Source organism: Mastigocoleus testarum BC008 (genome assembly GCF_001456025.1).
In the GTDB taxonomy this organism is placed as follows: domain Bacteria; phylum Cyanobacteriota; class Cyanobacteriia; order Cyanobacteriales; family Nostocaceae; genus Mastigocoleus; species Mastigocoleus testarum.
In genome coordinates this window covers 139281-163793 of sequence record NZ_LMTZ01000129.1, presented here as the reverse complement: position 1 = coordinate 163793, position 24513 = coordinate 139281, and the positions used below count along the sequence as shown (strand labels likewise).

General features: G+C 38.2%; 16 protein-coding genes and 1 pseudogene. 7 read left to right on the top strand and 10 right to left on the bottom strand.

Annotated elements, in window-relative coordinates:
• Positions 1 to 177 precede the first annotated feature (177 nt).
• The 4 genes from kdpA (at position 178) to BC008_RS34015 (ending at position 6423) form a co-directional block, all read left to right on the top strand.
• Positions 178 to 1869 carry a potassium-transporting ATPase subunit KdpA gene (kdpA, locus tag BC008_RS34030; protein ID WP_027846022.1) on the top strand — a complete coding sequence of 564 codons (1692 nt, stop codon included), beginning with the start codon at positions 178 to 180 and terminating at the stop codon, positions 1867 to 1869.
• 375 nt (positions 1870 to 2244) lie between these two features.
• Positions 2245 to 4347: a potassium-transporting ATPase subunit KdpB gene (gene kdpB, locus BC008_RS34025; RefSeq protein WP_027846021.1), complete on the top strand. Its 2103-nt coding sequence runs from the start codon at positions 2245 to 2247 to the stop codon at positions 4345 to 4347.
• A gap of 202 nt (positions 4348 to 4549) precedes the next feature.
• On the top strand, positions 4550 to 5152 hold the full coding sequence (gene kdpC / locus BC008_RS34020) for a K(+)-transporting ATPase subunit C (RefSeq protein WP_027846020.1): 603 nt from the start codon (positions 4550 to 4552) through the stop codon (positions 5150 to 5152).
• An 80-nt stretch (positions 5153 to 5232) separates the two neighbouring features.
• Positions 5233 to 6423 (top strand): anhydro-N-acetylmuramic acid kinase, encoded by a 1191-nt coding sequence (locus BC008_RS34015; protein ID WP_027846019.1) that lies wholly within the window; start codon positions 5233 to 5235, stop codon positions 6421 to 6423.
• Between the two features lie 11 nt (positions 6424 to 6434).
• On the opposite strand, the pseudogene BC008_RS47010 reads toward BC008_RS34015, so the two are convergent.
• A pseudogene (locus tag BC008_RS47010) lies at positions 6435 to 6848 on the bottom strand (RNA-guided endonuclease InsQ/TnpB family protein); the annotation flags it as partial.
• A gap of 137 nt (positions 6849 to 6985) precedes the next feature.
• Between BC008_RS47010 and BC008_RS34010 the strand changes: the two are divergent.
• Complete coding sequence (locus BC008_RS34010) at positions 6986 to 7438, top strand: hypothetical protein (protein ID WP_058184152.1); 453 nt, start codon at positions 6986 to 6988, stop codon at positions 7436 to 7438.
• Between the two features lie 106 nt (positions 7439 to 7544).
• Here the strand turns inward: BC008_RS34010 and BC008_RS34005 are convergent, their stop codons facing one another.
• The gene (locus BC008_RS34005; protein ID WP_058184151.1) at positions 7545 to 7808 is read right to left on the bottom strand and encodes a hypothetical protein; all 264 of its coding nucleotides are present in this window, start codon (positions 7806 to 7808) and stop codon (positions 7545 to 7547) included.
• Between the two features lie 281 nt (positions 7809 to 8089).
• Between BC008_RS34005 and BC008_RS34000 the strand changes: the two genes are divergently transcribed.
• Entirely contained in the window at positions 8090 to 9679 is a 1590-nt protein-coding gene (locus BC008_RS34000; protein WP_027844798.1) for a serine/threonine-protein kinase, read from the top strand.
• 919 nt (positions 9680 to 10598) lie between these two features.
• On the opposite strand, the gene BC008_RS33995 is transcribed toward BC008_RS34000, so the two are convergent.
• From BC008_RS33995 to BC008_RS33965, 7 genes are all read right to left on the bottom strand, one after another.
• Positions 10599 to 10796 carry an NblA/ycf18 family protein gene (locus BC008_RS33995; RefSeq protein ID WP_027844799.1) on the bottom strand — a complete coding sequence of 66 codons (198 nt, stop codon included), beginning with the start codon at positions 10794 to 10796 and terminating at the stop codon, positions 10599 to 10601.
• 1007 nt (positions 10797 to 11803) lie between these two features.
• The gene (locus BC008_RS33990) at positions 11804 to 12568 is read right to left on the bottom strand and encodes a Stp1/IreP family PP2C-type Ser/Thr phosphatase (RefSeq protein ID WP_027844800.1); all 765 of its coding nucleotides are present in this window, start codon (positions 12566 to 12568) and stop codon (positions 11804 to 11806) included.
• A 20-nt stretch (positions 12569 to 12588) separates the two neighbouring features.
• The gene (locus BC008_RS33985) at positions 12589 to 14274 is read right to left on the bottom strand and encodes an ABC1 kinase family protein (protein ID WP_027844801.1); all 1686 of its coding nucleotides are present in this window, start codon (positions 14272 to 14274) and stop codon (positions 12589 to 12591) included.
• Between the two features lie 185 nt (positions 14275 to 14459).
• Positions 14460 to 14789 carry a DUF6825 family protein gene (locus BC008_RS33980; protein ID WP_027844802.1) on the bottom strand — a complete coding sequence of 110 codons (330 nt, stop codon included), beginning with the start codon at positions 14787 to 14789 and terminating at the stop codon, positions 14460 to 14462.
• A 615-nt stretch (positions 14790 to 15404) separates the two neighbouring features.
• On the bottom strand, positions 15405 to 16112 hold the full coding sequence (locus BC008_RS33975) for a hypothetical protein (RefSeq protein ID WP_058184150.1): 708 nt from the start codon (positions 16110 to 16112) through the stop codon (positions 15405 to 15407).
• A gap of 47 nt (positions 16113 to 16159) precedes the next feature.
• Complete coding sequence (locus BC008_RS33970) at positions 16160 to 16657, bottom strand: hypothetical protein (protein ID WP_058184149.1); 498 nt, start codon at positions 16655 to 16657, stop codon at positions 16160 to 16162.
• A 35-nt stretch (positions 16658 to 16692) separates the two neighbouring features.
• Positions 16693 to 17922, bottom strand: a complete 1230-nt coding sequence (locus tag BC008_RS33965; protein WP_058184148.1) for a hypothetical protein — start codon at positions 17920 to 17922, stop codon at positions 16693 to 16695.
• Positions 17923 to 18848: 926 nt separating this feature from the next.
• On the opposite strand from BC008_RS33965, the gene BC008_RS33960 reads away from it, so the two are divergent.
• Positions 18849 to 21398 carry a family 16 glycoside hydrolase gene (locus BC008_RS33960; RefSeq protein WP_027844803.1) on the top strand — a complete coding sequence of 850 codons (2550 nt, stop codon included), beginning with the start codon at positions 18849 to 18851 and terminating at the stop codon, positions 21396 to 21398.
• A 284-nt stretch (positions 21399 to 21682) separates the two neighbouring features.
• Here the strand turns inward: BC008_RS33960 and BC008_RS33955 are convergent, their stop codons facing one another.
• Complete coding sequence (locus BC008_RS33955; RefSeq protein WP_027843832.1) at positions 21683 to 24397, bottom strand: CBS domain-containing protein; 2715 nt, start codon at positions 24395 to 24397, stop codon at positions 21683 to 21685.
• Positions 24398 to 24513: the final 116 nt, after the last annotated feature.

Below are 24513 nucleotides of genomic sequence, written 5' to 3'. Positions count from 1 at the left end.
AGGTGATATGCTTCATTACTAAAAATATCATCAATGTTATTTTTAGCGAATGCTTCATAGTACAACACAAACTAAACATATTCTCTTCATCACTTATTGACAAAAAACGTATCAAAATTATCTTATTTTGATGCCTGATTTTTGAGTCAATAAATATCGTATCTGGACTTGGGAATAATGGGACAAGGTTTTTTTCAGATTGGCTTCACGTTATTAATACTGATTATAATTTCTCCAAGATTAGGAAAGTACATAGCTCGCGTATTCCTTGGAGAAAAAACCCTACTTCATAATATTATCAATCCTTTAGAGAAAAAAATAATTTATAAATTAGTTGGTGTAAAAGAAGAAGAAAATATGAAAGGTTTGCAGTATGCAAGGGCAGCAATTATTACTAATTTGCTCATGGGTACTGCAGTTTATTTTCTCATTGCTTATCAAGGCGATCTACCTTTAAACCCCAACCAATTTGGCGCTCCGAATTGGGACTTAACGTTACACACTACTATTTCTTTTCTGACTAACACCGGTCAACAACATTACGCTGGAGAAAAAACCTTAAGCTATTTTAGTCAAATCGCAGGTGTCGGATTTCTCATGTTTACCTCCTGTGCAACGAGCTTAGCAGTGGGGATCGCTTTTATTCGCGGTATAACAGGTAGACCTCTAGGAAACTTTTATGTTGATATTATCCGGGCAATTACGCGTATTTTTTTACCAATATCTATTGTGGGAGCGATCACCTTATTAATTTCAGGAGTACCACAAACTCTTGCAGGTCCGGTCGAAGTTAGAACTTTAGAAGGTATTAGACAATATATTGCCAGAGGTCCCGTAGCATCTTTTGAAATTATTAAAGTTTTGGGAAACAGCGGAGGTGGTTTTTTTGGTGTTAATTCTGCCCACCCCTTTGAAAATCCTAACGGTGGCTCCAACTTAATTGAAATTATTGCCATGCTAGCAATTCCCGCAGCATTAATTCATACATATGGTATATTTAGCAACAACCGCAAACAATCTTGGTTGTTATTTTGGATGGTGCTTGCAATCTTTATCATTTTGGTAGGAATTACAGCAGTAGGAGAATTACGAGGCAATCCAATTATTAATGCACAATTAAGATTAGAACAACCTAATTTGGAAGGTAAAGAACTGAGATTTGGTTGGGCACAAACTGCACTATGGACAGTTACAACTGCTGCGACAATGTCTGGTGCGGTTAATGGAATGCATGATTCTTTAATGCCAATAAGTATTTTTGTTAACCTTTCAAGTATGTTTGTACAAGTTATTTGGGGCAAACAAGGAACTGGAATTGTTTATTTAGTAATTTTTGAAATTTTAACTGTATTTGTAGCAGGATTGTTAGTTGGGAAAAATACCCAATTTTTGGGCAAAGAAATTGGCAGAAAAGAAGTCTTACTTTGTAGCTTAATTCTTCTCATCCATCCCTTCATAATTTTATTACCCACGGCAATTACTTTAGCTTTCCCTCAAACATTATGGGGTGTAGACAATATTACATTTCATAATATATCCCAAGTAATTTATGAATTTACATCAGCTGCTACTAATAATGGTTCAGGTTTAGAAAGTTTACAAGATAATACTCTATGGTGGAATTTAAGTACCGCTGCGAGCATCCTAATTAGTCGTTATGTGCCTACGATCGCGATTCTTTTGCTAGCTGACATTATGCTGCGTAAACCCATAATTCCAGAGAAATCCAATAAATTAAAACTGAATAATTCTGTATTGACAAGCATTAGTATCACATTAATTTTCATTTTAGGATTTTTAAGTTTTTTCCCATTTCTTGCTTTAGGTCCAATTGCAGAAAATTTTAAAATTGCTGCAGGACTAAAATGAATTTATATCTTGATTTGTAATATTAAAGATGTAATTAGTGATTGTGAGTTGTAATTTGTAACTTGCAATGTGTGATTTTGTATTTTTCCGTTTTTGATTTATGACGTCTCTCAATTGTAAGTTTTTGACTTCTAAGTTTTTTTAACTATAAATTTTCGATTTATAAATTTTTGATTTATAAGTTTCTGAACTGTAAGTTTTTGATTTATTACTTTTAAATCGGATTTATAAGTATTAAATTTATATCTATGTCTTGTAATATTCATCAGTAATTTGTTATGAAAATTTGATAAATCACCAACTACCAATTACCAGTTATTCAGTTGATATTTTTGTTACACCAAATCAAAATAAATAGTTAACCACCATCAGATAATGCAATCGGCAAACCCTCCTACACCCAAACGTTCGCGTTCTCGATCCCGCGATCGCCGCACGCGATCACACAGGGAAATAAAAATTAGCAAACTACTGTATCTACGAGCAATCAAATATGCTTTTTTGAAATTTAATCCTCACCATCTGAGTAAAAACCCCATCTTATTTGTAGTTGCCGTTGGAACAATAATTACTGCAATACTCGCAATTAAGCCTAATATATTTGGCGAATTATCCAACGATAACCCCCGTTTATTTAACATTTCCATTGCACTAGCATTATTTTGCATCCTTTGGTTTAGTAATTTTGCAGAAGCATTAGCAGAAAGTAGGGGAAAGGCTTTAGCAAGTATTTTGCGTTCCAGTAAGACAAAAACTACTGCTAAAAAATTATTTCCAGATGGTTCAATTGTTGAAGTCGATTCTGAAGAACTGCAACGGGGCGATACAATTTATGCGATCGCAGGAGATATTATTCCTGCAGATGGAGAAGTGACAATGGGTGTCGCTAGTGTTGATGAATCCATCGTCACAGGAGAATCTGCACCAGTTCTCAAAGAATCCGGATCTGATGTCGGAAGCTCTGTTACTGGTGGTACGCGGGTTATTTCCGACGAACTGATCGTAAGAGTAACTGCACCTCCCGGTCGTGGTTTTATTGATCGGATTATTGCTAACGTCGAAGGTAAAAAACGCAAAAAAGCAGTTAATGAAATTACAATAACTTTATTACTGGTATTTTTAAGCTTATTGTTTACTCTGGTAGTCATCACCCTAACCACAATTGCTTACTACCTGCAAAACCCCATTGATACCCCAGTATTTATTGCTTTATTAATTGCATTAATTCCCACAACTATCGCTGGACTAATCAGCACTATTGGGATTTCTGGGATGGATAAAGCCGCACGACTTAACGTAATTGCAACTTCTGGAAGAATTATCGAGGCTTGCTCGGATATCGATGTCTTGGTACTTGATAAGACAGGGACAATTACTCTGGGTAATCGCCTCGCTGAATCTTTTATCCCAGTTAATAATCACTCCTTAGAAGAATTAGCCCATATTTCTTTAGCAGCAAGCATTTTCGATGATACTCCTGAAGGTAAATCTATCGTCCGATTAGCAGAAAGATTAGGTGCAAGGGTAGATTTTGAGCGTGGAGCAGCTCAAGCCATACCATTTTCTCCAATTACTCGGATGAGCGGTACCAACCTTCCTAGCGGTCGTCAACTGCGTAAAGGAGCGGTCTCAGCAATCGAAGAATTTGTTTCTAATGAAGGTGGACAAGTAACTCCGGATGTAGGTACAGCCTTTGAGCATGTAGCAAAGCAAGGAGGTACACCTCTAGCAGTTGCAGTAGATGAAGAAATCTTCGGTGTAATTTATTTACGAGATATCATCAAACCCGGAATTCGCGATCGCTTCGCTCGACTGCGCAAAATGGGCGTGCGTACCCTAATGCTTACAGGTGATAACAATATTACCGCTGCAGTAATTGCAAGGGAAGCAGGAATAGAAAACTGCATTGCTGATGCAACTCCAGAAGTTAAAAACACAGTTATTCGTCTCGAACAAGCAGAGGGTAACCGGGTAGCAATGACTGGGAATGGAGCAAATGATGCTTCAGCGCTAGCGCAAGCAAACATAGGTATTGCAATGAATACGGGGACTCAAGCTGCAAGAGAAGCAGCAAGTATCGTAGATTTAGATTCCGATCCCACCAAATTAATAGATATTATTCAAATTAGTCAGCAATTGATAATGACCCGTGGGGCAATAACTATCTTTACAATTGCCAATAAAATTGCCGAATACTTTGCTATTATCCCTTTATTAATTCCTAATGCTAAATTAGAAAGCCTTAATATACTCGGCTTAAGTAACCTGAGAGCGGCAATACTTTCAATTTTAATTTATAAAGCTTTAATTATTCCAATTTTAATTCCTTTTGGATTAATAGGTGTTAGAACGACAAATTTATCACCGAATAAGATGGTACAGCGCAATATTTTAGTTTATGGAATTAGTGGAATAGTCATACCATTGATTCTGATAAAAATAATTGATATGGGAATAACTTCAGCAGGGTTACTTTGAATATTGAATCTTTAAACTAAATACTTAACAAATAAATGCTAAAAATTTTTTTTAATAATTAAGTAGTAATAACTGAACTACCAATCTCCAATCCCCAATCTCCAATCCCCAATCTCCAATTCCCAGTCACCAGAGGCTCCGCCGACGCCGTAGGCTCTATGCCGCTTGCGGCGGCGGCACGCAGTGCAATCCCCAATCCCCAATCCCCATGCTCAAAGATATCTTTAAAGCAATTCGTGTCACCATATTTCTCTGGTTACTTACAGCATTTATCTATCCTTTATTCATACTTGTGGTAGGTCAAGTCTTCTTCCCAGAACAGGCAAATGGTAACATCAAACAAAATATTCACGAGAAAAATTATGGTTCAACTTTAATCGGACAAAAATTTGTTTCAGAAAAATATTTTCAGGGAAGACCAAGTGCAGTCCGCTACAGTATCGGTAGAAGAGGTAGACCAACAGGAGTGTCCGGAGCCAGTAACTTAGCTCCCAGCGATCCAAGTTTACAGCAACGAGTACTAGAAGAAGCCGAATTACTCAGAGAAGAAAATATTCCACCCCTCGCGGAATTAATATACACTTCCGGTTCTGGTTTAGACCCTCACATTTCCGTAGAAGCTGCAGAAGCACAAATAGATCGAGTTGCATCTGCAAGGAATTTACAAGAACAGGAAAAACGCGAAATAGAGAGGTCCATTAAGGAATATACAGATGGAAGATTTTTGGGTATTTTTGGTGAGCCAGGGGTAAATATTCTCCAGCTAAATTATGAATTGGATCTAAAAGATATAAATCGTAATTAGAAATAACTGCAAATTATTTTGAAATGCCAAATCATTCTAAAATATTGTCCTAAAATTATTTATCTCAAATTTTAATCTTTATGACTCGTGTAGTTGGTTTGATAAGCGGTACGTCAGTAGATGGTATTGACGCTGTTCTAGTAGATATTCATGGTCAAGATTTAGAAATCAAAATTGATTTAGTCGCAGGAGCCACATACCCTTACCCAAAAAAACTTAGAGAACGTATTTTAGAAGTTTGTGTTGGTGCTAGCATTTCCATGGCAGAATTAGCAGAATTAGATGATGCGATCGCATGTGCTTTTGCTGAAGCTGCGAATAGAATTCAAGTTGGTCATGAAAAAGCGACTTTAATAGGTTCCCACGGTCAAACTATCTATCATCAACCACCCGAAAGAATAGAACAGGAAAAAATTAGTTCTAAATCTCCCATAGGTTACAGCTTGCAAATAGGTCGTGGTGCTGTAATTGCTAATTTAACTAACACCAAAACTATCAGTAACTTTCGAGTCGCCGATATAGCCGTCGGTGGTCATGGTGCACCCCTAGTTCCCCGTGTAGATCTAGCTTTGTTCGGCGATCCCCAAATTAGTAGTTGTATTCAAAATATTGGCGGTATTGCTAACCTTGCTTATATTCCTGCATTTCAAGGCAATTATTTGGATAAAGTTTGTGGTTGGGATACGGGACCAGGTAATAGTCTTTTAGATTTCGCAGTAGAGCATTTAACAAATGGGGCTAAAACTTACGATGAAAATGGTGCGTGGGGAGCAAGTGGAACTCCCTGTCAAACTTTAGTTGAAAAATGGTTACAACATGAATATTTTCATTTAGCGCCACCTAAGTCTACTGGAAAAGAATTATTTGGTAGAGATTATCTGCAACACTGTTTGCAAGATGCTTCCGAGTACCAACTTAGTCCGGCAGATATTTTAGCAACTTTAACAGAATTTACGGCAGTTTCTATAGTTCATAACTATCGTAATTTTCTACCACAAATGCCCCAAAGAGTACTTTTATGTGGTGGTGGTAGTCGGAATCTTTACTTAAAGCAACGTTTACAGGAATTACTAGCACCAATACCCGTTCTTACCACAGACGAGGTTGGGGTTAGTGCTGACTTTAAAGAAGCGATCGCATTTGCAGTATTAGCTTATTGGCGAGAGTCAGGTGCTCCTGGTAACCTACCTTCTGCTACAGGTGCAAGCCACGAAGTTCTGCTCGGTGAAATCCATCAACCACGTATTCAAGAATTAGCTACTAGTGCGTGAACTACCCCGACCTACTTTGTTGATCCGCGTAGCACCACCGTAGGTGAGGTCGGGGCTTCCAGATTCTCTGAGGAATGCCGCAACTTAGACGGACGCCCAAGCTTTGGTCTTACTTCCTCTCCACTGGCGGCTTCTTCCTCCCCCGTCCCGGAGGAGGACAGCATTCTGATACCTTCCGATCTAATATTCTTGGCTGCATTACCATCTCTATCATGATGAGTACCACAACTAGGACAAATCCAAGTCCTTACATCAAGTGGTAACTCTTTGATTTGATAATGACAATTAGAACAGGTTTTAGAACTAGGGAACCATCGGTTTATCTCCAACAAAACTTTCCCTTCTTTTTCACATTTGTAATCAAGAAAGTTTACGAAAGTTCCCCACCCTGTATCAGATATTGCTTTTGCTAGTTTGTGGTTACGTGCCCTTGACGTTTAGGAATATGGATTAAATAAAGTCCAAAAATAGAGTGCTGTTAGCGCCCAGCGTGAGCGTACCGGATCCGTTTTAAGATTTTGGGAATAATAGCAGAATCTAGGTGCATTGAGGATTATCAAGGGTGGATCATAGTTTTTTACTACAGCCAGGACGCTGGAAAATTCAAGGAAGTTGGTTGGAACGTAACGAAATGCCAATTTCTGTAAAGGGTATGACCCTAGTTGCTTGGAATCGAGACAACTGGTTCACCATGGCGACTAAATTAGTATTTCCAGGTAGCGATCGCGCCGAAATTGCTATGCAATACAAAGGACGAATGGACGATGGCGAACGTCAATATAGTTTTTTACTACACCATAATTTATTAGGACAAATAGAAGGTGAAGGCTGGATCGGCTTGAGTAGCATCGTTCAAAGATACTGGGTATTGGGAGATAAACAACGTCGTAGTGGATTTGAAACTCTACACCGTCTGGATAATGCTAGTTATTCCCTTACCAGTGGTATTATGTCTGGTCATTTTTTAAGCAGTACCATGGAAGCAAGCTTAGAAAACCTCACTGCTTTAAGTTGAGGAATGATTCATAGCAATTGGGGTAGGAAGCGCTTAACTAAATGAACTTGAGAAGTCGTAAGAAATAAGTTTCTCTCACTTCAAAATCTATACAAAGCATCAATTGTCAATTATTCTGACTTCTGACTTCTGACTTCTGACTCCTGACTTCTGACTCCTGACTTCTGACTTCTGACTTCTGACTCCTGACTTCTGACTTCTGACTTCTGACTTCTGACTTCTGACTCCTGACTTCTGACTCCTGACTTCTGACTCCTGACTTCTGACTCCTGACTTCTGACTCCTGACTCCTGACTTCTGACTTCTGACTTCTGACTTCTGACCTCTGACTCCTGACTCCTGACCCCTGACCCCTTACCTCTACAAACATTTTTATATTTTTTCTACTTCCCAAGTTAATCAAATATCTTCAAAATGGGAAAAATAAATATACACATGATTTTAAGATATTTGGAAAGTTATAAATAAAACTCGAGTACTTGTCACGTTTATCGAAAAATTTCCCGAGAAATAAGTTAACTAACTATCCTTAGTCAAAATCTAGAAACCTGTCTTTGAGATGGGTTTGAATGTCATATTTTTTTGGGTCATATTTTTGTGGGTCATATTTTTTTAGGTCATATTTTTTAAAAAATTGGAGTCGAATTTTCTATGTCAGACCCCAACATTGGTCGCTTACTTGCTAAACGTTACCAAATTCAAAAGTTAATCGGTACCGGAGCAATGGGTCGAGTTTATCGGGCTAAGGATATGTTATTGGGAGGCGTACCGGTTGCTGTCAAATTCTTAGCACTTTCAATGCAGAACCAACAAATGCGCATGAAAGAACGCTTTGAGCGCGAAGCTAAAACTTGTGCATTACTGGGACAAAGAAGTATCCATGTTGTCAGGGTGATGGACTACGGGGTGGATGAGAATGATGTTCCATTTTATGTGATGGAGTATCTCAAGGGTAAAAGCCTCAGCCAAGTTATTCGCAACGAAACCCTCAGTTTAAAAAGATTTTTGAATATAGCGCATCAAATCTGTTTGGGTTTGGGATCTGCCCATGATGGTATCACCATTGATGATGTAGTCTGCCCAATTATTCACCGCGACATTAAGCCTAGTAATATTTTTATTCTTCAAGATCCGAGTTTTGGAGAATTAGTCAAAATACTAGATTTTGGAATTGCCAAGTTACTTCAATCCAACACCGAAAATACAAACTATTATTTGGGAACTTTAGCTTATTCTTCACCAGAACAAATGGAGGGAAAAGAACTAGATAACCGTTCTGATATTTATAGTTTGGGGGTGATGATGTTTGAAATGCTCACCGGTAGAACGCCAATTCAAACAAAAACTCATTCTTTTGGAGCATGGTATAAAGCTCATCGCGAACAGAAACCACATTCCTTTACAGAAATCAACTCTACAATCCCATTACCTTCATCATTAGAAACCTTAATAATGGATTGTTTAGGTAAATCTCCATGCGATCGCCCCCAAAATATTACTGAAATTATTGAAACCTTAGGAAAACTGGAAACATTAGAAAAAACCAATCATTCCTTACAAAACTTTGCTTCAGAACAAAAATTTCTTCCAGAGGATGATACACCAGAAAAAACAACCTTAAAGGCAGAACTCACACAACCAACTCATTCAACAGATTCAGATATTCCTCCATCCGTAACTAAAGATGAAATTGCTCGTAGCTGTTTTTGGCCTACAAATAAACCTATTGCTAATATTGTTTTTCCCCAAGCAATTAGAGTAAGTAGCAAACTATTACCTGCGCTGTGGGCAATGTTACCTATCTTAGAAATTCGCAAATTTTTCGTTTGTAGTCGCTACAATCAGTTTATCTTCATAACCGAACCTCATCCGATGCTGCTATGGATTTCTGCCATTTATAACCAAAAGCACGGTGCTAAATGGTTAAATTGCTATCTCGACCTTAAAACTAAATTTGGTCGAGAAACTACTCGTCTTTTGGGGGAGAATGGTTACTATCAAATACTATTGTTTGCTAAAGAAGCTCCTCAACCCGCACATCTTATCCTTAATTCGAGTATTGCTTCGGCTCAAACTCTTCGGTTACAAGAATGGGTAAAGCTCAGTTACTCTCTATCTTCAAAAGGAAATCCACAACTGAGCAAAAGATTACTGCACAATGAATATGAAAAAATGAAACCTCAAATCCTGGAAAAACTGACACGAAGCGATATAAAGTCAGGCTTAGATATACACAGATGAAATAAGCAAAGAAAAGAAAGTTATATAGGGATTAGGTATTTTTGTCCAAAAAATTGATTAACGTGCAAAAGACATTAAGTATTGTAAAAAAATATATTTTCTGCCCCCATATCGGGATATAAATTATCAAGGATAACAAAAATAAAGTAACACAGTAAAAATAAATTTCACCACAAGTAGCTACAACACTAAACTTAAATCTTAGTGGAGTAAGTAGAGGGTTCTTAAGTAATCCTTGTAGAGTTCTATTTTGGACTTCTGCTAAATCTTCCGTTTAGAAAACGGGAGTATGCTTAATCCTGACTGTAAAGTAAAATGAAATAATTTTACGGTTAATATTTACTGTAGAGCTTGTTTTGACTATAAAATTTAATTGAGTAATTTTCTGAGTATACTCGCAATACTAAAGCTATTTGATTTTGAGAAACTTAGCGATAAACCTAGTATTCAAGTAAGGAAAAGTCATAATTGGCAATTTACTCTTAATTCTGGGCTTTTAATTTTTTATTGTATAAATAAATAATTGCCAGTAATTAGTCAATATACTTGTTATCTGTACATTCAGTTAAACTTTATTTTGACCGTTATAACTGTTGGGGATTCACAAACATTTCAAAATTTATAGTTGTTTGAAGTCAAAGCAGCTTGAAGTCAAAACAGTTTTTATTCACAACGATTAGAATTCACAGAAGTTTAAGCTAACAAAAGTTAAGATTAGAAAACTTTATCAGTTTAAAAGTCAAATTGGTTTAACAGTTACAACGGTTCGATAGCGATCGCAATTTGTCAAATTAACGAACTTAAAATTGGTATATGGTAGTCAATGCTTAAAGTTGACGCCCCGACAACCCCAGCTCCTTTCCCTAGCCAGAACAGAGCAAGAGAGGGAGGTCGTCCACTCTGTCAAACAAGTGGAACTTTACATCCAAGAAGAATTAGAATCTAAACCCCATTGGTGCTTAATTAATTCTTTATAAGTAGCCTCCCGTACGACCATTTGTTCGTAAAGTTTGACTAAGAAGTCTTTCGCTTGTTCGTGACTCATGTGTTCTACTTGAGTCGCAAAAGAGTGTATATTGAATTGCTGTTCTAAGGTTAATTCATTTGGTTGGTTCATTGTAAATTTCTCCATCAATTAGTTAAAGTTAATTGGCAGCGATTCACCTCAAACTTTAAGTCGGTAAACAGAAATAGTCTTTTGTCTTACAGTGTTTTCTTACATTGTACTTGGGTCTTGTTAACAAAGATAACAAATGTTTGACAGGATAACCGTACTTAAGTAAGGGGGAATACTAGTAAGCATTAACCGAAATCTAAGGCTTACTAAATACTTTATTCAAGTTCACCAAGATAGTTTTCGTTCAAAGTGAATAATTCTTAGTGAAACGGGTAGAACTTATTCGACCTTTGGAGATAAAAATTTCTAACTAAAGGTGAAAAATTACGACTTTTACTTCTTTAGTTATAGTTTTCATTTTCCAAAGTAATTTACAACCCAAGCTTAATTCTGAGAAAACCTCTAATTCATTAGTCAGTCGTGAATTATATGCTTCATAGTTTATAAGCTGCAAGATTAAAAACAACAAAATTGAGAAAAATAACCTCTGTACTAACCTACAGAGGTTTAATGTATATGTATCAAGTTGTAAATGATAAAAATGCTCAGGGCGAACAAAATGCTAAGTATATCTACTACAAAAGAAATAAAAAAAACACAATAGGCTTGCAAACAAGACGATATACATGTCCACAAAGTCTTAGCAATAATTAGTTTTATCTACAATAAACACGGAAAAACCTTTAAAACAGGAATTTAGATAAATTTTTTATATCGGGGTATGTAAATAAGTATTAAATATTATTTGCGTTAATTAATTTTTAATTTCTAATACTTTTTAGCAGATAAAAGGCACTATATTCACTTTACTAATTTTGATAAAGCAATATTTTCCCCATATTACTTAGGGTGTTAAGGATATTTCAGAACCTTGACTTCTATAAAGCCTGACAGCGCAGCAAAAGGCGTCAGGCTGCTTGATGTACAACGCCTCTTAGAGCGCGATATTTTTATGCTCGTTCAGTTTTAGCGGCTCATAACTCCTTAACTTACAACATACATCAATATCAATGTGATTCGATTGTTTGGGCTTGAACAACTGATTTATCTTCTAAGGAAACAAGAATTACAGTAATGTTGTCGTGACCACCTTGATCTTTTGCCGCTTGAATTAAATTCACTGCAGCCTTATCGAGTGTAGGAGTTTCCGTCAGGAAACTAGCAATTTTTTCATCCATCAGTTCCTCTGTTAAACCATCGCTACATAAAAGCAAGCGATCGCCAGATTGCACTTCTAGTGGTTTGACATCAAATTCCTGAAGATCTTCACGTCCCAGACATTGGGATAAAACATGACGGAACGGATGCATCCGGGCTTCGTCGGGGGTAATATCACCAAATTGAATTGCTCGCGCAACCCAGGTATGATCTTGGGTCATCTGTTCCAAAATCTGCTCTCGGAAGCGATAAAGTCGAGAATCACCAACATGAGCGCGCCAAGGAGTCTCACCATTACGGAAAGTGACAACCACAATAGTAGTTCCCATATCAGCCCGTTCTGGATTTTTCTCCTGATCTTGTAGAATTGCTTGATTTGCTTTTCCTAAAGCTTCTTCCAATAAATATTGAGAAGATTTTTCCGAATCCCAATTAGCAAGGAGAAAAGATTTGATTTCTTCAGCTGCGATCCGACTGGCTTCTTCTCCACCAGCATGACCACCCATACCATCAGCAACGATAAAAAATCGTCCCTTTGGGTCTATATAGTAAAAATCCTGGTTATTAGAACGAATAAGTCCCGGGTCGCTAGCACCGGTAAAGCTAAGTTTCATAAATTTTTAACAAACGAAAATTAATACATACGGTCGTAACGATCGAGTCGCAGAAGTAATCGAATTAGCAGCCATGATACTGCGGTTGCAACTAATCCAGCAAGTAGAGCTAACCATATGTAATCTTTAACTAATAAAATTGAAGCAGATAGAGTAAAACCACTGATTATTACAGCATAGGTCATACCCAATTGGATACTAGTTTGACGTCGTAACAAACGCTCAGTTTCGATAGAACGGACACGAACCCGGACATCTCCACGCTCCAATCGGTCTAAAGTATCCTCAAGTTGGCGGGGTAAACCCAGTGCGGTAGAACTAACTTGTGCTGCTTGGCGACCGATCTCGTCTAATAAAGTATTCGTCTGAGAACCATTCATATTTGTCATAAGCTGCATTGCATAAGGTTTGGCAACTTCCATGAAACTAAATTCAGGATCGAGCCCTTTACCAACTCCTTCCAGGGTTGAGAAAGCTCGCATCACAAAAGTGAAAGTAGCAGGAAATCTAAAAGGTTGACCGTAAGCGATCTCATACAGGTCGTCACTGATAGCGGTTACCGATTGATTTTCAAACGGCTTATCCATAAAGTGATCAAGCATGTACTGAATGGAACGTCTGATTGGTCCCATATCTTCTGCAGGAGCAAGAGCACCCAAATCAATTAAAGATTTGACAACCCGATCGCCATCTTTAGAAGCTACTCCAAACAAAGTCTCCATCAGACCTTCGCGAATGTTGGATTTAATCCGCCCCATCATACCGAAGTCGTAGAATATTAACGCACCATTGGGGCTAACGGCAATATTCCCTGGGTGTGGATCTGCATGGAAGAACCCATTATTGAGCAACTGATGCAAATAAGCTTGTGCTCCCTGACGAGCGAGAATCTTTCTATCTAAGCCAGCAGCTTCCAAAGCTTCATACTGACTAATTTTAATTCCCGGTAAATATTCAAGAGTTAGTACCCGTGGCGAAGCATAGCGCCAATAAACGCGAGGTACTTTAACCCATTCATAAGTACGAAAGTTTCTGCGGAAGGTATCAGCATTACGTCCTTCGCTCAAGTAATCTATTTCTTCCCAGAGAATGCGACAACATTCTTCATAAATACCGATCCAATCTCGTCCGCGCCCCCATTTAGGATGACTTTGAAAATATCGAGCAATACCTTTAAGAATTTGTAAGTCAATTTCAAATAACTTTTTGAGTCCAGGACGCTGTACTTTAACTACTACAGACTCTCCCGAGTGTAGTGTCGCTTTGTGAACCTGTCCTAAGCTCGCAGCAGCAAGAGGTATGGGCTCAAAACTTTCAAACAGTTGGGGAATTTTTTTACCTAATTCTTGCTGGATTATTTTTTCTACCTGCTCGTAAGCAAAGGCTGGTACCTTATCCTGTAGCTTGGACAATTCTTCCACATATTCGCTTGGGAAAATATCAGCACGCGTCGAAAATAACTGGCCAATTTTAATAAAAGTTGGTCCCAGATCCAACAGAGTATTACGAATCCAAATTGCTTGCGCCTTGCGTCTTGCTGCTTTTTTGACTTCGGTGGGTCCTCCAGAATAACTCCACGATCTGTTGTACAGCCACAACCTGAACATCAAAGTCAAGACAAATGACCAAATATCCAAATACCGTCGTCTACTGGAGTAGTTTTCCCTATTCCAACGATATGCCTTACCCGTATAACTTTTATCCATTTGTTTTACGTACCGTTGGTTGCTCACCGATTCACCCGCAACAAAAAACACATTGATTTCCAACTTGTTAAATGGAATTAATGAGCAAAAATCTCTTATTTCCGCTATTTTGTCTTCAGTTATTACCTAGGGACAAAAATATTTTATTTTTATTCTTTTTTTATTTAGTAATTTTGCTACTAGCTTTAGACAGAATTACTACGATATCTTTGAATTTCTGTGCGCAACAGGGCAATTTCTGCTCGTAATTCATCAATTACAGCTTGCAAATCATCTGGTTCAGAACTTGAAGTTTGTCCCATACCTGTTGCTGCTTCACCAGTACCAGCAGCTTCTGCAGCACGATTTGCCTTTTCCATCACTTCTTCTGTAAAGGCGCGCAAATGCTCTTTGGCTTCAGCTTCAAATTTACCTAGTTCGCTTAAAGTATCAGTGAAAGTATTTTCCATCCGTTCGGTCAATACCTCGGCGACAGCTCTACCAACGAAGAAAGCTTCTACAAGGGGGTTAGTCATAAATTTTTGTTACGTTCGTCTGCAAAAAATTATAACTCGCTATCACACTTCGATGCTTCTATTTCATTACTGTTATTTTTGAGAAAATGTTTTTCCTGGTCAAGTAAGGTTTATCGTACGCCAAGACAAGGAATTCAAATTTATCGATCCCATCCCAAAAAATTAAAAAAAAATTAAGAAATATAGAGTTTTATTAGGAAACAGAAGAATCAGGATCGGGGATTAAAAGGTTTTTTTAGAAATATTCGAAATGGATTTTTTTCAAATTATCAAATCTCAATGGAAATAAATAGCGCCCTATTAGTCTGAATAATGGGCGAATTAGATATTTTTTAATATCTTTATTTTCTGCTCTGACAATTGTAAGATTACTCTCAGTTTAAAATATATAGTCTGAGATGGAGTAATACTTAATTTAATAGCTACAGTTTAGCAGAATAAAATTTAGAGAGAATAAGTTTCAAGAGAACAAGTTTCAAGAGAATAAGTTTCGAAACAATAGAATGAAAAACAAAAACAAAATAGCAAAGTTTTATATTTTCAAATGTCAAAGACACTAATTAAATTAACTAAGTACTATCAAGCTTACAAATGCATAAATGCATAAATGCTAATTTAGCATCCACACTTTTCATGACCGCCAATCCGAATAATAAAATCATCAAAATCAGTATCTTGTTGGTCGCTTCTCACTAATGCAGAACCTGTATCATCCCAACGTATTAAACTACCACCATTTGCCAAGGCAAAAATATCACCGTCAAATTTTACTTGTCGCTTGCCATTGCTATTGTTAGCATCTGTAGAATACAAAGTACCTACAACTCTTCCTTGGTATTCAGACCTGAGATAAAAACTGTATCTTTTACCAGCTTCAAATTTAAATTCTGCAGTATCTTTTTGTACTGTATTTCCTGGAGTACCCAAAAAATCATTAGGGTTTTCTGTTTTAAAGTCAGAAGGAGAATTAACGTCTTGTGGATTATCAGAGGGTTTAGCCTCGATGATTAGATCGGTTTCTTCTCCAGTCTCTTCATTTCTAACGCCAAAAGTAGATTTATAAGCGCCATAAGATCGAACAAACCCAAACTCTACAACAGTGTCAACTGCAAACATTACCCCATCATTACCAAACAGTTCTTTAGCAATTTCTTGGCTTTGACTTGGGGTTGGAGTTTCAACTTGGTTTGGTCTTGGAACTTCTAATGGATTTGGAACTTGAGCCTGTACCGGTGATGCTGACAAAGCACTCAAAATAGCTGCGACCAGGATTCCGAACGAAATATGTATATCAGTGCGATTTATTTTAGATATTAGGCGCATAACAACTCCCCACTACACTAAATATTTTTGGTTAACGAAGTAAAAATCTACCAGAGACGATTGTTAACTCTAGATCTTGTTCCTTCTATATCCTGATTTACCCGTTCTAAAAAAGCTCTGGAGTTTTCCAGCAAGGTATTGAGTTCATTTAACTCTGAAGAATCTGGGCTAACAGGTATTTCTGCAGTAGCAGAACAAGAGCGACTAGATGCATTTTCATTGCTTGGAGCAGGACCAAGTGCAAAGCGACGTAAATTACATCTTGGGGGAGTTGAAGGATCGTTACTGAAGCGCCGACGATTATTAAAGCGTTGACGTTGAATATTGCGATTATTTCTTGTGCTGTTAATAAATCTTCGTATATCGTTTACAGATTGTGGACTTATAAAGGAACTAGTACCTGTATTAGCCGTTTGAGGTATTGGAGATTGACTTACATTACCCCCACTATCTTCAGATGCACTAGTAGGTTTGGGATTTGCAACTAACCCATTAAACGCTAATAATGCGCCAAAAATAACGCCAGTTAATCTGTTTATAAACATGAATGTCTCTACCTTTGGAGTTCTGCAATTTCGATCTAAAATTTAAATCCAAAGCCAGCACTTAAAATAAATCTGGCGTCGCGATCAGAACCTGTAATATCGCGTATTGCAGGAGTAATAACGAAAGGAAAATGTTTAAAGGGTGCGATAGAAGCGCCTACTCCCAAGTCTCGACCAGTCCACTCAGTAATCAGGCTAGCTTGAGGATGTACCCGGACTGCGACATTACCAAAAACATTGAAATTATCCTCGTCGTTATCTAATGCTTCCTCTGTTCGGAATTCTCCATTACCGATACCAGCAGTTACAGCAATACGACTGAAAGGTTTATTGATATCATCCCTTATCCGGAATATTTTGGTCGCTACACCATAGAGAGAATGTTCAAAATCATTATCGTCACCAATATTTAAAAAGCCATTCATCCCAACTGCAGCAGCCCAACCTCCCTTAAATTGGCGATGTACCTTAACATTAAAGCCACCAGTACCAAAGTCTCTATTAGTACCGAAACTTGCAAGGGTGTATGAAAGTACAACACCTACTGACTTTCTAGAGTTACCAAAGCCTGCACCAAAACCAATAGCTGCATCATTTTTGTTTCCAAGGCGGGTTCTATCTTGATAACTTGCAGCTACAAAACCTGTATTATTATCGCTACCATACCCTACAGGAACATAAATACTTAGACTAGGAGAAGAATAGTACGATCTAATTTTGACTTTTTCTAGATCGCGTAATTGTCTTTCTATATTTTCAATCTCTTCTAAGGATTCTTCAACAGAGTTATCTGGATCTATATTGGGGTCTGCGACGTTTTGAGCTAAAGTTGTGCTGTTTTGCCGATTTGAAGTTGGTTCTGATCCAGTTTGAGTCTGATTATTTATATCAATAGAAAATACTGGATTTAACTCTACTGATTTTGCAGCTTCTTTCTCTAACTGAGAATTGGCTACAGTGATTGTCGATATAGTTTTTTGGGGAATGTTTATAGTCCTTAAAATTATTTCTGACTGTTGTTTTTTAGACCTATTTGAGATTTTAGCTAGAGCACTGCGAATTTTTCGTATTTTTTGGTTTTCTTGTTGTTCTGTCTCAGTTTTGGGTAGCGCTATTTCTGTTTGCACCGTAGAGTCATCTTGCCGAATTTCATTTGACTCTTTACTGCTTTCGGAAGCAACTGCGGATGTGAATGAGACAGAGGTGACTAACGAAAATGATATTACTAGGGCTTGCGCGAACATCCCTAGAGCCAAACGATTCATAGATTTTGGATTTTGAATTGGAGGTAAGAAGTTGTATTTGAATACATTAATGAATAATATTTAGTATGTTGTGCGGGAAAGGCACAGTATACAATAGTACATATTTAAAATACAAATACTTGAATTAAAAATTACAAGAATATCTACAACATAGTTTATGTAAAATTACATTCGAGGTTGTGTCTGAGTATACTGAGTCACTTTACCTAAGTCAAATATTAAAGTATCGCCATACAATAATTGTGAGAGCAAAGTGCGTATCTTATTGTTTTTAACTTTAGAAATCAAGTTGCATAGGGAATCTAAGCCTAATTTTTTAAACTTTGTCGATTTTCAGCAAAACAGTAAAACAAGAATAGACTTATAATTCTAAGAAATTATTTTCTCTCGACTAAAAGTTGTTTCCTCATCTAGTCATAAAGATTTATTCAAAGTTTATTTTGATACTCATAAAAAATATTGTGAATTATAAATTAAATACTATATACCAATAAACTGCTAGTGCAATTACGTATTTTGCAATGTTGAACTCAATATTTTTGATTTGAATTTCTGCATTAATAAAATTTTTCTAACGCTGAGAAACAAAAATTTTGGAAAGTGAAACTGTATAAGTTGATTTCGCTCGCATCAATAAAAATATATAGCTTGATGCTCTACGGGCAGAGCTTGGTCTACCTTGCGAACAAAAAAGTTAGCAGAAGACAGACATAACGTAATTATTGTCGGAAATGTGAGCGTACGCACTCCATAATTCTTGCGATGGAAACATTGCTTGTGCTGAACTTATGTTTTGTGAATAGGGCAATGGTAATTCTTCATTCACACAATAATTTATCAATGCATAAGTCTTAATCAATTAAACGTAATAAGAATTTGTGCTTCGACTTGATTACGATAACAAGTTTAATATGTGAGGTATTGCAATGGTTTTGAACCGATTACAGGATTCCGGGGAACCAATTCAGACAGTTCCTGACGTTCAAAGAACAACGTTTTCTTTAGATGGTGTATCGCGTTTTGTTTGCAATACTTGGGAAGAGATTCTTGGGGCTCAAGGAGGCGGACAATTTGATGCAATTGTTATTGGCTCGGGGATGTATGGAGCCTACACAGCAGCAAAGCTATTTGAATTTGGCAGGCGGATGGATCAACAAAATCAAGCTCCTCGAGTTTTGGTTTTGGAGTCAGGTCCTTTTTTAATTACCGAGCACGTACAAAACTTAACTCGTATTGGTAATATTGGCTCTTTAGTCTTAGAAAACTTAGTTGAACCAGGACAAACTAACGAAAACACTTTTGTACAACATCATCGCTGTATTGGTGGAAAGTCTTTATTTTGGGGAGGCTGGTCTCCGCGCCTCGTAGAAGAAGATTTAGACAAAGTCGATACAGATGGGGATTTGCTTTGGCCTGATGATGTCAAAGAATATCTGTTTCAAAATAATCAACAGGATGGATATGAATATATTGAACGCGAAATAGGTGCTTACCCAGTTCAAGATTTTATTCGGGGTCCTTTATATGAAAATTTAAAAACTAAGAGTGAAGAAGTTGTCAGTGACAACAAAGTTAATTCTCTCAAAGCTGTATTAGCACCACCCATTGCAGTTCAAGGAGAGACTCCAGGATCTGGGTTATTCAGTCTTGATAAATTTAGCAGCCTTCCTTTACTATTGGACTCGATCCGTGAAGATGCTGAAATTAGTGGTGGAAGTGATGCACAGCGCAAGTTGTTCTTGGTTCCCTATGCAGAAGTTTTAAAACTGGAAACTGTTAATGGGCGCGTAACTCAAGTTGTAGTGGCATTAATCGATCCGGCTAACCCCCAGGATAAGAGTAAAGCTCGCGTAGTACGTTTGGATCTCAAACCAAGCGCAATGGTAGTCATTGCAGGAAACACCATTAATTCCACCAGGTTAGCTTTAAATTCTTTCCCTCGCCCACAGCAATTAGCTCCAACAGGAGAATTAATGGGGCGCAATTTAATGTTTCACGTCCGCGATAATTTTACTTGGCGCATCAGACGGGATGCTCTTAATCTCCCCCAACCAGATCCTACCGTCATCAAAACGGCAGCCCTTCATATTACTGGTTCCACACAGACAAACCAAGGCGTGGGACAATTTCACTTTCAATTTTACGCTGCTCCTAATATGGATGTTCCTGTCTTTCCCGGTGCCAGTAAAGATCCAGAAAGATTTCTTTACCAAATGGTGCCGAACATCGAAGATGTGGAATCAATTCGGGAAGCACAGCGAGGAATTGGTAACGACCGCATTGTAGTCAGAATTCGTACCGTGGGCGAAACCTTTGGCGATCGCACCAGTCCCGTTGGTAGTAATCCCAATGTCAGTTGGATAGGTGTCAATCCCTTTGGAGGAACAGGGGACGATGTATACGGTACAGAACAACTTCGAGTTCCCAAAGCCTATGTAAATTTAGTAGAAAATAGTGACGATGTAGCCGTTCGTAATAACCAATCTCAAGCAGCGTTTGCTTTTATTGAAGCTTTAACAAATCAGCCCTCAGGAAGTGCGGGGATTCAAGATCCAAACGCACCCATTGAATACTGTGGAGGAGGTGCAGACGGTATTGGTACCACTTATCATGAGTCAGGTACTTTGTGGATAGGTACAGATTATACCAAGTCTGTTACGGATGCCAATGGTCGTTTTCACCACGTGAGCAACTGTTATTGCGTGGATCAGTCAATTTTCCCCACCGTAGGTTCAGCCAATCCAGTTCCAACTGGCATAGCCCTATCCCGCAAAATTGCCGGTTCAATTATCGAACGTTATCAGTCTGTTGATTTTGTTGGAGATGAACCAGGATTTCAAACCTTGTATAGTGGAAACTTCCTTAATGACGGCTGGAAAATTACAAGTTTGGGAAGTCAAAACTTCTTTGATGTTTCCAATCAACCTTATCCCGTACTTGGTGCAGGACTTGGTAATAATAATGTTTCCTTGGGTGTAGTCTGGTTTACACGCCAAAAGTTTCAGGATTTTATCCTCAAGTTAGATTGGCGGGCTTTCGATATAGAAGCTAATTCGGGAATTTTCTTACGGATGCCAGATCCGGAGACATTAAATGCTAATGATTTTTATGATTCCAGCATTGAAGTTCAAATTGACGAACAGGGATACGACTTTACCAACGACATCTACGGAAGTCCCCTGCACAAGACAGGATCTGTCTACGAAATTTTCCCCGCTCAGCGTTGGGCTGCAAAAGTTTTTCAATCTCGTAATTCAGGAAAAACAAACTGTTGGAATAGTTATGAAATTAGAGTTCAAGGTAATGAAATCGAGGTCAAATTAAACGATCTATTAGTTAGTTCCGGAACTTTTGCCGAACTTCTAGGTTTTGACGCTCCCAGCGACGGTAATAAAAAGCGTTCCGAAGGTTACATTGGGTTGCAATGTCATACTGAGGTTGTGCAATTCCGTAATATTCGGATTCGGGAATTGTAATCCGGGTTCAACTTGATGTGAGTAATTGGTAATTGGTAATTGGTAATTGGTAATTGGTAATTGGTAATTGGTAATTGGTAATTGGTATACGCTCCCGTTTCTTCGGGACTAATGGTAATTACATTATTAATTTTTTATCGCTGCTGTGTGCTGTTGCGCCCTACTTACGCTAACATTACTTGTTACTTATTACTCATTACTTATTACTCATTACTCATTACTTATTACTCATTACTTATTACTTATTACTCATTACTTATTACTCATTACTTATTACTCATTACTCATAAAGGATAACTTTTAGTTAAAAACTCTTTTGCCTCAATCTTATTGGTAATTTCTCCATCCAAAGTAGCAGACAACAAATCATCTAAAATCTGCTTATATTTTGGTCCTGGTTTGTAACCGAATTTTTTCAAATCGTTCCCATTAAAAATTGGTTGAACATTTGCTAAAACAGTCGCATAATGCCAAATTTGCTGTCTAATTTTACGCGGACTGCGTAGAGCAATTAAAATCAGCATAGGTAAATCGTAATGCCTTAATAGCTTAACAATTTGGCTGGAGCGATCGCACTCTGGTAAAGACTCCAAGACTATTTCTTGGGTTGAAGCTAAATTTTGCAAACGTCTAATACTTTCATCTTGTAACTGAAGATTTTTAGCCACTAAGTAACGATATTCTGGTTTGAGAAAAGCAATTATTGCTTCTATGCGCATTTGCCAATGAACAAACCTTTGCTGCTCGGGGTCAAAGCGTTGCAAACAACGTTCCATTAACCGCAACTGGCGCAAAAGTTCGTCGTCTAACTTCAGTGTAGGATGGATACACTGTAATGCTCCCAAGTCCCCTAATAACTGTAAAGCAACTTTCCAGTAAGAAGCTTGGAGGATATGTTTTAATTCTGCTTTTAAACGAGTTTGTAGAGCTGGTGCTTTATGATTTTCCTTCGTTGTGCGATCGTAAACACCGCTTTCGATCGCATAACGGATATATTCTTCAGTTTGGCACTCAATTGTAAAACCGAGACGAACAGCGAAGCGAACAGCGCGATAAATACGAGTCGGATCTTCAATAAAGCTATTAACGTGTAAAACCCGAATTTGCTTGGCGTGTAAATCTAATAAACCACCAAAGAAATCCATCAATTTCCCTGGGCGAGGTGGTGTAAGTCGCAACGCCAGAGCATTGATCGTGAAATCCCGTCGATATAAATCTTGCCGAATAGAACTAGCTTCTACTTCTGGATTTGCTGCAGGATAAGGGTAAAATTCTGTTCTTGCAGTTGCGATATCTACCCACATAGAACCCAATACTGGATCTTTGCGCCAGAGCAAAGCAGCAGTTTGAAAAGAACCATGAACTTCCAAACGGGTATTAGGATAAATTTCTTGAAGTGCTTTTGCTAGTTCTACCCCAGCACCAACATCAGCAGCACTGTGAAAACCATCCACTACCATGTCAATATCTTGAATTAGCAAAGGTTCATTGGGATTTGCTAACAACAGATCGCGTACTGCTCCCCCAACCAAGTAAAGATGCCATCCCCGTTGCTTTGCTTGCAATGATGCTTTGGTGAGAAATTCCCACAGGGGAGGTGCAAGGCGAGAACGTAGTTCTCCTAAAGTCGGTAAATTAACTCGATCTTCTACGAGTCCGCTATCTCCTTCTCCGTTTCTTCCTTCTGAAGCTTCTCTTTCCTGATGTAATTCCCGCAAAACATCCGTACGAGTGACAATACCAACTAGGCGTTCGTTTTCCAATACCGGTAAGCGCCCAATATCGTAAGTTACCATCAAGGACTCAATTTGTGGCAGCGTAGTATCTGGCGTAATAGTCTTAAGATTTTTTGTCATGTAGCCCTTAACGGGTGCATGGGGGAAACGGTGATGCAGGGCAATATCTAGATCGCGTCGAGAAATAATTCCCACCAAATGTTTTTTCCCGTCAACTACTGATAAACCCGAATGTCCGTAACGCAATAAAGTGCGATGAGCTTCCTCAATAGTAGTTTGTGGGAGAATCGTGCGTACCGGTGAAGACATTAAATCCCTAGCAGTTGGGGGATGGGGAATAATCGCCCTTAACTCTTCCAAAACTTCATTTAGTATTGTTTTAGCATCTGCATTCCGCAAGCTTAATGAAGCAGCTTGAGCGTGACCTCCTCCACCTAATCCCTTGAAAATATCATTGAGGTTACTATTCTTAATTCGCGATCGCCCAATGATGCTCAAACGGTTATTACCATCTTGCTTTATATTATTTACCAGAATTAAAGCATCAATTTCTGTCAATTCCAATAACTCTGATGCCAAAGTAGACAATCCCGGTACAAAATTATCAGTATTCAAAGTTACCCAAGCAATTTTATACCCTCGAATTTCTTGAGTTTGCAAATTATCCAATGCAAGGGTTAACAGTTGTTGTAATTCTGTAGACAAGCCAGGTTCTGCATACTCAGCAACAATAGACAAACTTGCACCTTGCTCCATCAGCCAAGCTAAAGCCAAAGCATCCCGCGATGTCGCCAAGTCGTAAGTTAGTGAACCAGTATCAGCGTGAATACCCAAAGCCATCACCGTTGCTTCTGAAGGCGTCAGGGAAATTTGCTGCTGCTGTAATTGTTCAACAATCAACGTTGTTACCGCACCCACCCGTGAAATATAAGATTTGGTCGCAGGAAGATCTAACTTTTGCTCTAAGTGATGGTCGTAAACAATTACTTCTTTAATATTGGGTAAATCAAACCACTCTGCAACCTTTCCTAAGCGATCGCGTTGTTGAGTATCCACCACAGCCAGAGTACGTATATCATGGGGATTTACCGAACGTCTTTCAATTAGGGGATATTCATCGCGATGCAAAGCCAAAAATTCCCGCACACCTGGATGACTACCTCCAGGTAACACTATCTTGCTACCAGGTAATAAAAGTCTGAGCCCGACTGCTGCTCCCAAAGCATCAAAATCGGCTGTTGTATGACAGAGAATTAAATCCATAACGGGCAATGAACCTCTATTCTGATTAGAGTAGCGCGATCGTAGAACATTTCCCAATCCCCATATGCCTAACGCCACGCTAACGCTAACGCCGTTAGGCGCGGGCTCACCCCAAT

Excerpts from the sequence above, each read along its gene's own strand:
- BC008_RS33985 (WP_027844801.1), bottom strand. The coding sequence starts at position 14,274 with ATGGATAAAAGTTATACGGGTAAGGCATATCGTTGGAATAGGGAAAAC.
- BC008_RS33955 (WP_027843832.1), bottom strand. The coding sequence starts at position 24,397 with ATGGATTTAATTCTCTGTCATACAACAGCCGATTTTGATGCTTTGGGA.
- BC008_RS34000 (WP_027844798.1), top strand. The coding sequence starts at position 8,090 with ATGTCAGACCCCAACATTGGTCGCTTACTTGCTAAACGTTACCAAATT.
- BC008_RS33990 (WP_027844800.1), bottom strand. The coding sequence starts at position 12,568 with ATGAAACTTAGCTTTACCGGTGCTAGCGACCCGGGACTTATTCGTTCT.
- kdpB (WP_027846021.1), top strand. The coding sequence starts at position 2,245 with ATGCAATCGGCAAACCCTCCTACACCCAAACGTTCGCGTTCTCGATCC.
- BC008_RS33960 (WP_027844803.1), top strand. The coding sequence starts at position 18,849 with ATGGTTTTGAACCGATTACAGGATTCCGGGGAACCAATTCAGACAGTT.
- BC008_RS34005 (WP_058184151.1), bottom strand. The coding sequence starts at position 7,808 with ATGTTTGTAGAGGTAAGGGGTCAGGGGTCAGGAGTCAGGAGTCAGAGG.
- BC008_RS33975 (WP_058184150.1), bottom strand. The coding sequence starts at position 16,112 with ATGCGCCTAATATCTAAAATAAATCGCACTGATATACATATTTCGTTC.
- BC008_RS33965 (WP_058184148.1), bottom strand. The coding sequence starts at position 17,922 with ATGAATCGTTTGGCTCTAGGGATGTTCGCGCAAGCCCTAGTAATATCA.
- BC008_RS33970 (WP_058184149.1), bottom strand. The coding sequence starts at position 16,657 with ATGTTTATAAACAGATTAACTGGCGTTATTTTTGGCGCATTATTAGCG.
- BC008_RS34015 (WP_027846019.1), top strand. The coding sequence starts at position 5,233 with ATGACTCGTGTAGTTGGTTTGATAAGCGGTACGTCAGTAGATGGTATT.
- BC008_RS33980 (WP_027844802.1), bottom strand. The coding sequence starts at position 14,789 with ATGACTAACCCCCTTGTAGAAGCTTTCTTCGTTGGTAGAGCTGTCGCC.
- BC008_RS33995 (WP_027844799.1), bottom strand. The coding sequence starts at position 10,796 with ATGAACCAACCAAATGAATTAACCTTAGAACAGCAATTCAATATACAC.
- kdpA (WP_027846022.1), top strand. The coding sequence starts at position 178 with ATGGGACAAGGTTTTTTTCAGATTGGCTTCACGTTATTAATACTGATT.